Annotated in this window: 10 protein-coding genes; all 10 read right to left on the bottom strand. The window is 64.2% G+C overall.

Going from position 1 to position 9,318, the window contains the following annotated elements; genetic code table 11:
• Positions 1 to 3 precede the first annotated feature (3 nt).
• The 10 genes from ACE04A_RS13815 to ACE04A_RS13770 all read right to left on the bottom strand — a co-directional run bounded on the left by ACE04A_RS13815 (position 4) and on the right by ACE04A_RS13770 (position 9,245).
• Positions 4 to 957, bottom strand: a complete 954-nt coding sequence (locus ACE04A_RS13815) for an AraC-like ligand-binding domain-containing protein (RefSeq protein WP_448717916.1) — start codon at positions 955 to 957, stop codon at positions 4 to 6.
• 149 nt (positions 958 to 1,106) lie between these two features.
• A complete protein-coding gene (locus tag ACE04A_RS13810) occupies positions 1,107 to 1,613 on the bottom strand; it encodes a c-type cytochrome (RefSeq protein ID WP_485820220.1) in 507 nt (168 codons plus the stop codon).
• Between the two features lie 20 nt (positions 1,614 to 1,633).
• Positions 1,634 to 2,167 (bottom strand): methylamine dehydrogenase light chain, encoded by a 534-nt coding sequence (locus ACE04A_RS13805; RefSeq protein WP_448717912.1) that lies wholly within the window; start codon positions 2,165 to 2,167, stop codon positions 1,634 to 1,636.
• Positions 2,151 to 2,789 (bottom strand): methylamine dehydrogenase accessory protein MauD, encoded by a 639-nt coding sequence (gene mauD, locus ACE04A_RS13800; protein ID WP_279996837.1) that lies wholly within the window; start codon positions 2,787 to 2,789, stop codon positions 2,151 to 2,153. Before mauD ends, ACE04A_RS13805 begins: the two co-directional genes overlap by 17 nt.
• A gap of 11 nt (positions 2,790 to 2,800) precedes the next feature.
• Positions 2,801 to 3,352, bottom strand: a complete 552-nt coding sequence (locus tag ACE04A_RS13795) for a MauE/DoxX family redox-associated membrane protein (RefSeq protein ID WP_448717910.1) — start codon at positions 3,350 to 3,352, stop codon at positions 2,801 to 2,803.
• Entirely contained in the window at positions 3,349 to 4,542 is a 1,194-nt protein-coding gene (locus tag ACE04A_RS13790; protein WP_448717908.1) for an amine dehydrogenase large subunit, read from the bottom strand. The genes ACE04A_RS13795 and ACE04A_RS13790 overlap by 4 nt, the downstream gene beginning before the upstream one ends.
• 31 nt (positions 4,543 to 4,573) lie before the next feature.
• Complete coding sequence (locus tag ACE04A_RS13785) at positions 4,574 to 5,455, bottom strand: transporter (RefSeq protein ID WP_259253190.1); 882 nt, start codon at positions 5,453 to 5,455, stop codon at positions 4,574 to 4,576.
• A gap of 71 nt (positions 5,456 to 5,526) precedes the next feature.
• The gene (styD, locus tag ACE04A_RS13780) at positions 5,527 to 7,026 is read right to left on the bottom strand and encodes a phenylacetaldehyde dehydrogenase StyD (protein WP_485820219.1); all 1,500 of its coding nucleotides are present in this window, start codon (positions 7,024 to 7,026) and stop codon (positions 5,527 to 5,529) included.
• Positions 7,027 to 7,220: 194 nt separating this feature from the next.
• Positions 7,221 to 8,210 (bottom strand): quinone oxidoreductase family protein, encoded by a 990-nt coding sequence (locus ACE04A_RS13775; RefSeq protein WP_050449071.1) that lies wholly within the window; start codon positions 8,208 to 8,210, stop codon positions 7,221 to 7,223.
• Between the two features lie 51 nt (positions 8,211 to 8,261).
• On the bottom strand, positions 8,262 to 9,245 hold the full coding sequence (locus ACE04A_RS13770) for a DMT family transporter (RefSeq protein WP_485820218.1): 984 nt from the start codon (positions 9,243 to 9,245) through the stop codon (positions 8,262 to 8,264).
• Positions 9,246 to 9,318 lie beyond the last annotated feature (73 nt).

Raw genomic sequence — 9,318 nt, 5'->3', positions numbered from 1 at the left:
GCCCTAGCGCTCCGGGCGCCGGTATTCGGATGGCGATGCCCCGAAGCGCTTGCGAAATGCATGGCTGAATCGCGCCGCGTCTGAAAATCCATAGCGGTAGGCAATATCGCCAATTTGCCGCGCCGCCTGCGTCGTATCGCGCAACACGTCGCGACAGCGCTCAAGCCGGGCGCCAAGAATGAAGTCAGCGGGCGTGGTGGATGCCAGCGCGAAGAGGTTGTACAGGTAGCGGCGCGACATCCGGAATGCCGCCGCGGCGGACGCCGGCGACAAGGCCGGATCGTGCAGGTTTTCAAGAATATGCTGCTGCACGCGGCGCAACTGAGCATGCTTCAAACCGGCCTGATCCTGCTCGGCCAGCCCTCCCGCCCGTTCGCTGATATCCAGCCCCATCATCTGCAGCACGGCATTGGCCGCGTCGCGCGCAGCGCTTTCCGACAAATGGGCATGCTCGCCCAAGGCCACGCGCAACAGGTCCATGGCCATGCGGCCACAACCCTGCCGCGCACTGAAGCTGCGCGCCACGGCGTTTTGCATATGCGGTTGCCAGGTTTCGGCATGCTTGCCCGGCACCTGCATCACCAGAAAGTGCGCCCCCTCGTCAACATCAACCTCGTAGGGACGCGTGGTGTCGTAGATGCTCCATTCCCCCGGCATCAGCAAGGCCGTGCGATTGGATTGGCGAATTTCGCTGCGGCCCGCCAGTTGCAGCGTGACCTTGTAGCCAGCCTCTTCGGACCGCCCTGCCAGCAGCTTGCTGCGGCGCACGCGCTGCGCGCTGCTACGCAGTTCGCTGACGTGCATCCAGCCCAGTGAATCCACCGCTACGCTATTACGAAAACGCGCTGGGGACACCGCCGACACTTCCAAGGGCCCGAAGGTGCTGCTGATGCTTTCCTGCCAACTGGCGCAGTCCAGGAAATGCCTGGGCGGACTGTGCAAAAGCGATGATGACATGGCGACTCCGGCGTCTCGAAACGGCGTGCCTTTTGTGCCTTGAACGGCAAGCCCTGCGGCACAGCTACAGCGTTGAATGGAATGCTGCCTCTTTCTAGCACCGCGCTTGGGCAGGGAATATCCGTGACAACCCCTAAGTTCTTGCCGGGCTAGGGTTTTCTGTCGCTGCCGTAAGAATATGCAGACAAGTTGAAGCCCATGGACGACAGTTTGTTGGCCAGATCATGGCGCACCGGCACCACGTCGTCGTACCGACGCGGGCGCGCCACCGCCACTTCGGCTTCGGTATAGGGCGCAAAATCGGCCGGCAATTGCGCGGCGCTGAACTCCGTCAGCACCCAGTTCAGCACGGCCGCCAGCTCGGCATTGCTGAGCTGCGAATGGGCGGCGCCCGGCACGCGGATCAGGTATTCGCGGCCCGCGGGCAAATGCACGAACGCGCCCACCGACTGGCGAAAATCTGGAATGCCATGCGGGTTGCTGCCCCGACCGTCCACGCGATGGCATCCCGCGCATTGCAGGACGTAGTCGGCGCGCACGGCCTGCCGCAGGCGGTCGGTCGTGGACGCATCGTCCGCCGCCGCCTGCCCCGCAACCAGCAGCAGGACTGCAACCCCCGCGACCCCGGCAACCCAGGGCCGCCGACGTCCCGTCATTCGCCGTTTGCCACCTGGCCTCATGGTTTGGCCGGCGCCTTGAGCTGGGGTTTGGCCAAGCCCACGATCACCGACGTGGTGCAGTGGAAGATCGAGGATTCGTTGGACATGCACCAGTTCACGTCGTTGTGCAGGAACATCTGATAGCCCGGACGTTCACGTTCAGCCGCCGCGCACATGCACTTGCCGCACGCCGTCTTGCCGCAGCAGTCGTTGTAGCTGATGAGGTAGTCCTTGCCGTCCAGGGGGTTGTGGCACGTGCCCACCCACGATACGGCCGATGGCGAGGTGCCGGGCGGGCACGACGTCATGCTGCCGCCGCAGCACGAACACAAAAAGCCGTCCACCGCGCAGTAGCGCCAGTAATCGCAAGCCGTGTCGTCCATTTGCGGCTTCTTGCCGGCCGCGGGCGCCGCCCGTGCCACCGGCAGCACCGGCATCAGAAAGGCCGTGCCAACCAACAGTTTGCCGATGCGGTTCAGCACACTGCGACGCGACGTAGCGTGCGCAACCGAGCGCGTGGCGCGCTCTCCAAGTTTATCCAGCCAGTGCATTGCCGCTCTCCTTGCGGGAAATCCGGGTCTCGTCCAGCGTGCTTGCGGCCAGGAAATCCTGCACCGACGCCACGCCCAGTTCCTTGGCCGTGAACAGGCTTTCCAACTGCTCGCGAGAATTGATCAGGCCCTTGGCGCGCAAGGTGCCCGTCTCGTCCAGCAGCACCGCATAGGGCAGCTTGCTGATCTGAAACTTCATGCCCAGCTCGGTGGACAGCAAGTACGGAAAGCGCTCCAGCCCGGCCTGCTTATAGAACGCCAAATGCTCGGGCATCTCGCCGTCGCTGGCCAACACGATGCGCAACCACGCACTTTCAGTATTGGCGACCGACTTCAGGATAGGCAGCAGTTTTTTGCACACCGGGCAGGTTGGCGACAGGAAAAACAGCAACTGGCTGTGCTGCCCGCGTTCACCGATCGTGATGCGGCGCCCAAGCAGATCAGGCAAGGCAAAGCGCGGCGCGGCCTCGCCCACGGCAGGGCCCTTGTCCATGGTGAGCGCGCCCATCGGCGCCACCCGCTCATACAACACGCCGATCTGCCGGGACAGCGCCAGGATGACCAGCACCAGGCACAGCACCACGCCCCACAGCAGGAAATTGGAAATGATCAAGGCATCCATATGAAACTCCTTCAAAGATTCCGCAGCTTGAGATGCGAGGCCAACAAGTGATTGGCGGTGAAGTACAGGCCCACGGCGGTCATCGCCAGGCCGAACACGGCGGCGGCATCCGCCCATTGCAGGCTGCGCGCTTGCCCCGCCAGGGAAGCAAGGGCTGGCATTGCCCAAAGCGCCAGGACGCCGTTGCGCAGCACCAGCCACCAGGACAAGCCCGTTTGCGCGCCGCCCGCTGCGCGCGAAGCCGGCCCGCCGCAACCGCAATCAATGCCGCGATGCCCGCGCGCCAGGTTGTACGCAAGCGCCAAGGTCGCCACGGCCAGCACCCCCAACGCCAACACCGCGCCCGCGGCTTGCTGCCCGGGTATCAGCAGCAACACACCCGCCGCCAGCTCAGCCAGCACGTAGCCGCGCGCAAACACGCCGCTGAAGCTTGACGGCAGGATGTCGTAGGCCGACACCGCTGCCGAGAATGCCGCCACATCCTTCATTTTTTCCAGCGCGCCCAACAGCAGCACGCAGGCCAGCGCGGCGCTCGCGCCATAGAACAGGACGGGATCGTTCATGGCGCCCCCTTGAACGGCTGCGGCTCGACCTGCAACGCGGTTTCGCCCGCTGCCTGGATGGTGGTCTTGAATACCGGTGCGGCCGGCGCGGCGTCAAAGACGCTGACGCTGCCGCCGTCGATGGTGAACAGGCGCGGCTTGTCGTCCTGCGACACCGACATCGACAGCGCGCCTTTGCCCGGCACACGCGCCACGCGCTTACGCGATTCCAGGTCATAGACCCAGATCTCGGCAGCGGGCGTTTTGTGCGTGCCTTCCGCGCCGTTCGGATGCATGCCCACGTACAGCCGCTTCAGCGCGCGGTTGATGGCCAGCAGGTTGTAGCCGCCCGGCCGCCAGCCCTGGTCCTTGCCGGAGGCGTCCAGCAGTGACCATGGCTTGCCGAAACTGACTTCCTTGCCGCTGAAGTCGGCGGTGTAGATGTTGCCGTTGTAGGACACAAAGTAGAAGGTGTCGCCCAGGTTCTCGGTGTGCGTGAAGATGGGGTCTTTTTCCAGGTCGAACATCGGCTGGCTGCGATGCTGGGCGGCGGGCTTGCCGGCCGCGTCCAGGTCGATGGTCAGCAGCGCGCCGTCGCCGCATATCGTGGTGAAACTGCGCGGGCGCGAAGGCAGCGGAATGACGCTCCAGCACCCGGCCGCGGCGGTGATCTCGTCGGCGAACTGGCGCGTCTTCACGTCCACCACGGTGACGGACGTGGCGGGCGTGGCATTCTGCACGAAGAGCAGTTCGCCATCGGTGCTTTGGCGCAGATAGTTGCGGTAGTTCAGTGCTTGCGCGCGCTTTTGCGGAATGGGCACCTCGTACTTGGGCGTCAGGGTTTCGGCGTCCCAGGCTTCGATGACGTCGGTGCGCTTGCCGCGATTGAGTCGCTCGTAATAGGTCGTCATGACATAGATGTCGCGGCCGTCGGACGACACCGTCATGTGGCCGTTGAACGAAGTCGGCACCAGCCCCAGGAATTTGCCGGTATCGCCGTCATAGATGTTGACCCGGCTGTCGACCAGGTGGTTGAAGGCCGCGTCCATGACGTACAGCCGGTGCGCCGTGGCGGGGGGCAAGCGGGTGCCGCCCTTGAGTTCCTCTATGGGCAAGTCTGCCCAGGCTAGGCCCGAAGCGTTTGCCAACGCAGCGCACAGCGCCCACCGGCCTGCCCGCAACGCTCGTGATCTGGCTCGAAGCGCAATCATCGATATTCTCCTGGTCTCATGATCCGATTCCCTAGAATGCGTAGACATAGCGCAGTTGCACGCCACGCATTCGCGGCCCGTTCTCGACCTTCAGGTCGTGGATGTACTGCATTTGAATCTGGTTGGCGTCGTTGAGCTGGTGCGTCAGTTCAAGCGCCACCTGGTGATTGCGGGCCCGGGTGGCCACCGTTTCCCCCGATGCGGTTTCGCGCCCGCCCGTCTCGTAGCGGTAGCGGATGCCCGTGTAGGTGTCCGGGGTAAGGTTGGTCGAGGCCAGCGCGAAGAAGCGGAACGACGGGTCTTTCTTCAAGGTCTGGCCGTACCAGTCGGTGTTGCGGCCGTAGATTTCCACTTCGGCGATCGCTTCAAGAAAGGTGGATTCGCCCACCCCTTTGACGAAGGAAAAGTCCTGAATGGTTGACCATCGATTCTTGCCGGGCGACACGTCGGGCCGCGAACCGTCGTAGCGGCCCACCGGCGCCACGATGAAGGGCTCCCAGGCGAACCAGGTCTTGGTCTGCTCGTTGTTGTAGAGCCAGATTGCCGAGCCCAGCGTCACATCGCCAATGCCGGTTTGATGATCGCCGGGCATGCCCGGCAAATCCAGCGACGTGCGGTACATGGGCACGATGAATTCCAGTTGCACCGTCTTGCCGTAGAAATCACGGTAGTGCATCTGGCGATAAACCAGCGCGTTCACGTCTACCGACGCATCGTCGACCCGCTTGCCCTCTGAGTACAACCCGGACGAGCGCAGGCCCGCCAGATAGCCCGCCACGATATTGGTGCCCACCGGCGCGGGGATCCAGTCGCGCGCGCTGGGGTCACCCGCCCAAGCCGGCTGTAATGCGCCCGCCCCTGCCAGCGCCAGCGCGGCGCCCACCCGGGCGCGGCCGTATGTCTTGCCTGCCATCCATTTCCCCTTGGTTGTCGCGAACGCGCCGCCGCCGGTATGCCCCGGCTTGGTCAGCGCTGCCCGCCGTACTAATACGCGATGCAAACAGACTTCTTCTCTAGATACATCTCAAGCACGGCTCGGCCATGTTCGCGGCCGACGCCGGATTGCTTGAAGCCGCCAAACGGCATGTTCGGGTCCAGCATGTTGTGGGTGTTGACCCAGACCGTGCCCGCATCGATGCGCGGGATCAGGCGTTGGACGCGGGTCAGGTCGTTGCTCCAGATGCTGGCGCCCAGGCCGAAGGCGCTGTCGTTGGCCAGGCGCACGGCGTCGTCCAGGCTATCGAAGGGCTGCGCCACGACGACGGGTCCGAAAATCTCTTCCTGTGCGATGCGGGCTTGTTGCGGCACGTCCGCGAACACCGTGGGCCGCACGAAATAGCCTTCCCCGTCGCCGGCCACGCCGCCCGTCAGCACGCGCCCCCCTTCGGCCCGGCCGATGCCGATGTAGTCCATGACGCGCTGCTGGTGCCGCGCCGAGATCAGCGGACCAATCTGCGTCGCCGGGTCGAAACCGGACCCCAAGCTCATGCCGGCGGCCACGTCGGCCAGCCCCTGCACGACTTTGTCGTAGAGCCCCCGCTGCACATACAGGCGCGAGCCGGCCGTGCACACTTGGCCCTGGTTGAAGAAGATGGCGGCGGCGGCGCCCTGCACGGCGTGGTCGACGTCGCAGTCGTCCAGCACGATCACGGGAGACTTGCCGCCCAGTTCCAGCGACACGCGTTTCATGTCGTCCATGGCGGCCCGCCCGATCAGCTTGCCCACTTCGGTAGAGCCGGTGAAGGCGATCTTGTCGATGCCCGGATGCGCCACCAACGCGGCGCCGGCCGTTTCGCCACGACCGGTGATGACATTGACGACGCCGGGCGGAAAGCCCGCCTCAAGCACGAGCTCCGCCAGCCGCAAGGCGGTCAAGGGGGTTTCCTCGGCGGGTTTGAGTACCACCGTGCAACCGGCGGCCAAGGCGGGCGCGATCTTCCACACCGCCATCAGCAACGGGAAGTTCCACGGGATGATGGCGCCCACCACGCCCACCGGTTGCGCCAGGGTATAGGCGCTGTACTGGACGCCGGGCGGGAAAGGAATCGACAGCGACAAGGTATCGCCCGTGATCTTCGTGGCCCAACCCGCCATGTAGCGCAGCCATTGCGCGCCGGCGCCCACTTCCAGGCCCTGTGCGATGCCCAGCAATTTGCCGTTGTTCAGGGTTTCCAGGCGCGCCAGTTCGGTGCCGTGCTGTTCCAGCAAGTCAGCCAGCTTGAGCAGCAGGCGTTCACGGCCGGCCGGCAACGTGTCGCGCCACGGCCCGGAGGCAAAAGCGCGCCGCGCGGCTTGCACCGCCAGGTCCACCTGGGCGGGGCCCGCATCGGGTTGATGGGCAATGACGCGGCCCGTGGCCGGGGCGTACACCGGGATAGGCTGGCCCTGCCCATCGTGCACCGGCTTGCCGTCTATCAGCATGAATTCCCGGATGGCGGCCAATTCCGGGCGGTCGGCCGTGGCACATGCGCTTGCTGAAGACATCTGAAAGCTCCAACGAAAAGTGTGGAGCCAGAATAGCAACGGGCTTTATCGCTGGCTTGTCGGGCCGTGCATGGGGATTTGTCATTCTGCGCACGGGGACACGCCAATAAAAAGGCCGGGCAGGCCACGCATTGCGCGCCCTGCCCGGCCCCGTCGCGCGCCCACCTTGGGGGCCGCGCGCCAGATGCAGAGGATCAGTCCAGCATCAACACCGTAGCGCCGGTGGTCTTGCGCGATGCCAGCGCGGTCTGCGCTTCGCCGGCCTGCTCCAGGCTATAGCGCTGGTCGATGCGGACCTTGATCTTCTTCTTCAGGACCAGGTCAAACACTTCCTTGGAGGCGGCTTGCAGCTTTTCCAGGGTGTTCACATGCACGCCCAGCGACGGGCGCGTCACGTACAGGCTGCCCTTCTGGTTCAGCACGGCCAGGTTGACGCCGGCCACGGGGCCGGACGCATTGCCAAAGCTGACCATCAGGCCGCGCGGCTCGATGCAGTCCAGCGAGGTTTCCCAGGTGTCCTTGCCCACGCCGTCATACACCACCGGCACTTTCTTGCCCTTGGTCAGTTCCAGCACGCGCTCGACCACGTTTTCGCGCGAGTAATCGATGGTTTCCCAAGCGCCGTTGGCACGCGCCAGTTCGGCTTTTTCCGGGCTGGACACGGTGCCGATCAGCTTCACGCCAAGCGCCTTGGCCCATTGGCACGCGATCAGGCCCACGCCGCCCGCGGCCGCATGGAACAGAATGGTCTCACCGCCTTGCAGGCGGTAGGTCTGGCGGAACAGGTACTGCACCGTCAGGCCCTTGAGCATCAGCGCGGCGGCCTCGTCAAAACCAATGCCCTTGGGCACGGTGACCACTTGATTGGCCGGCACGTTGCGGGCCTTGGCGTAGGCGCCGATGGGGCTTTGGCCATACGCCACACGGTCGCCCTTCTTCAGGTGCTTGACGTCGGCGCCAACGGCCGTGACCACGCCCGCGGCTTCGAAACCCAGGCCGTGCGGCAGCGGATGCGGGTACAAGCCCGTGCGGAAATAGATATCGATGAAATTCAGGCCGGCGGCGTGCTGTTCAATCGTGACTTCATTGGCGGCGGGCGGCGGAACTTCCACGTCAACCAGCTTCAGGACTTCAGGACCACCGTGCTGCTCAATACGAATTGCCTTGACGAGATTGCTGGCCATGCTGGCCTCCTTTCAATGGAAATGATGCGAATAAATCGGGAAAACCAGGCTTTAACGCGACGGCGGTTCCGCCGCGCGCTTTGCGTCGGATACCGGCCTGCCGGCGCCGCCGCCCATCAAGGCGAACACGCCGGTCAACACCAGCGCGGTTCCCGCCAACTGCCACAAGGTAATGGGCTCGTCCAGGAACCACGACGCCAAAAACAGCACGGACACCGGCCCCACCATGCCCAGCAATGATGCCGTGGGCGCGCCAATCAGCGACACCGCCCACATCAGCATGAAGACCGGCACCACGGTGTTCAGCGTGGCGTGGATCACGGAATACCCGTAAACACCCGCCGGCTGGATCAGCATCGACGGCGGGTGAATCACGAAAAACTGGATGATGCAGGCCACGCACGAAACCAGCATGGCGTAGGCCACCAAGCGCGTCGGACCGACCCGCTTGATCAGTTCGCCGGAACAAATCAGGTAGACAGAATAGCTTGCCGCCGAGCCAAAAACGAACAAAGACCCTAACAGCACCTCGCCCCCGCCGCCAAAGGACAGGTCATGGGCAAACACCAGCACCACACCGGCATACGACAACACCATGGCCAGCCATTGCCGGCGCTCAATGGGACGCTTGAACCAGAACGCGGACAGCAGCACGACCAGCGACGGCGACAGGAACAGGATCAGCCGTTCCAGGCTGGCGGTGATGTAGCGCAGGCCCAGGAAGTCCAGGAAGCTGGACAGGTAGTAGCCCAACAGCCCCAGCACGATGACCTGGATGCGCTCTTTGCTTGTCATCGTCACGATCTCGCCGCGCGCGGCGCGACGTGACTGATGCCAGGCCACCGCCGCGAAGAAGGGCATCGCAAACAGCATGCGAAAGGCGATCAGCGTGACCGCGTCGATGCCATAACGGTAGGTGAACTTGACCACGATCGCCTTGGCCGAAAACAGCACCGCGCCAAGCATTGCCATAAGAATTCCGGCCGCGCGGCCGGGCGGGAGTGAGGATGGCAAAAGCTTGGCGATACGATTCATGCGATGATTTTAGATTCAGTGCAATCCTCTTTGCACGCTTAAACATCGCTTTTTGGCATCGACACCCTCTGGC

It is taken from the genome of Achromobacter colocynthidis, assembly GCF_057334535.1.
Note: the sequence above shows the minus strand (reverse complement) of the source record. Positions and strands in the feature narration are given on the sequence as shown.

Coding starts and splice junctions, on each gene's coding strand:
- ACE04A_RS13815 (WP_448717916.1), bottom strand. CDS start 957: ATGTCATCATCGCTTTTGCACAGTCCGCCCAGGCATTTCCTGGACTGC.
- ACE04A_RS13810 (WP_485820220.1), bottom strand. CDS start 1,613: ATGACGGGACGTCGGCGGCCCTGGGTTGCCGGGGTCGCGGGGGTTGCA.
- ACE04A_RS13805 (WP_448717912.1), bottom strand. CDS start 2,167: ATGCACTGGCTGGATAAACTTGGAGAGCGCGCCACGCGCTCGGTTGCG.
- mauD (WP_279996837.1), bottom strand. CDS start 2,789: ATGGATGCCTTGATCATTTCCAATTTCCTGCTGTGGGGCGTGGTGCTG.
- ACE04A_RS13795 (WP_448717910.1), bottom strand. CDS start 3,352: ATGAACGATCCCGTCCTGTTCTATGGCGCGAGCGCCGCGCTGGCCTGC.
- ACE04A_RS13790 (WP_448717908.1), bottom strand. CDS start 4,542: ATGATTGCGCTTCGAGCCAGATCACGAGCGTTGCGGGCAGGCCGGTGG.
- ACE04A_RS13785 (WP_259253190.1), bottom strand. CDS start 5,455: ATGGCAGGCAAGACATACGGCCGCGCCCGGGTGGGCGCCGCGCTGGCG.
- styD (WP_485820219.1), bottom strand. CDS start 7,026: ATGTCTTCAGCAAGCGCATGTGCCACGGCCGACCGCCCGGAATTGGCC.
- ACE04A_RS13775 (WP_050449071.1), bottom strand. CDS start 8,210: ATGGCCAGCAATCTCGTCAAGGCAATTCGTATTGAGCAGCACGGTGGT.
- ACE04A_RS13770 (WP_485820218.1), bottom strand. CDS start 9,245: ATGAATCGTATCGCCAAGCTTTTGCCATCCTCACTCCCGCCCGGCCGC.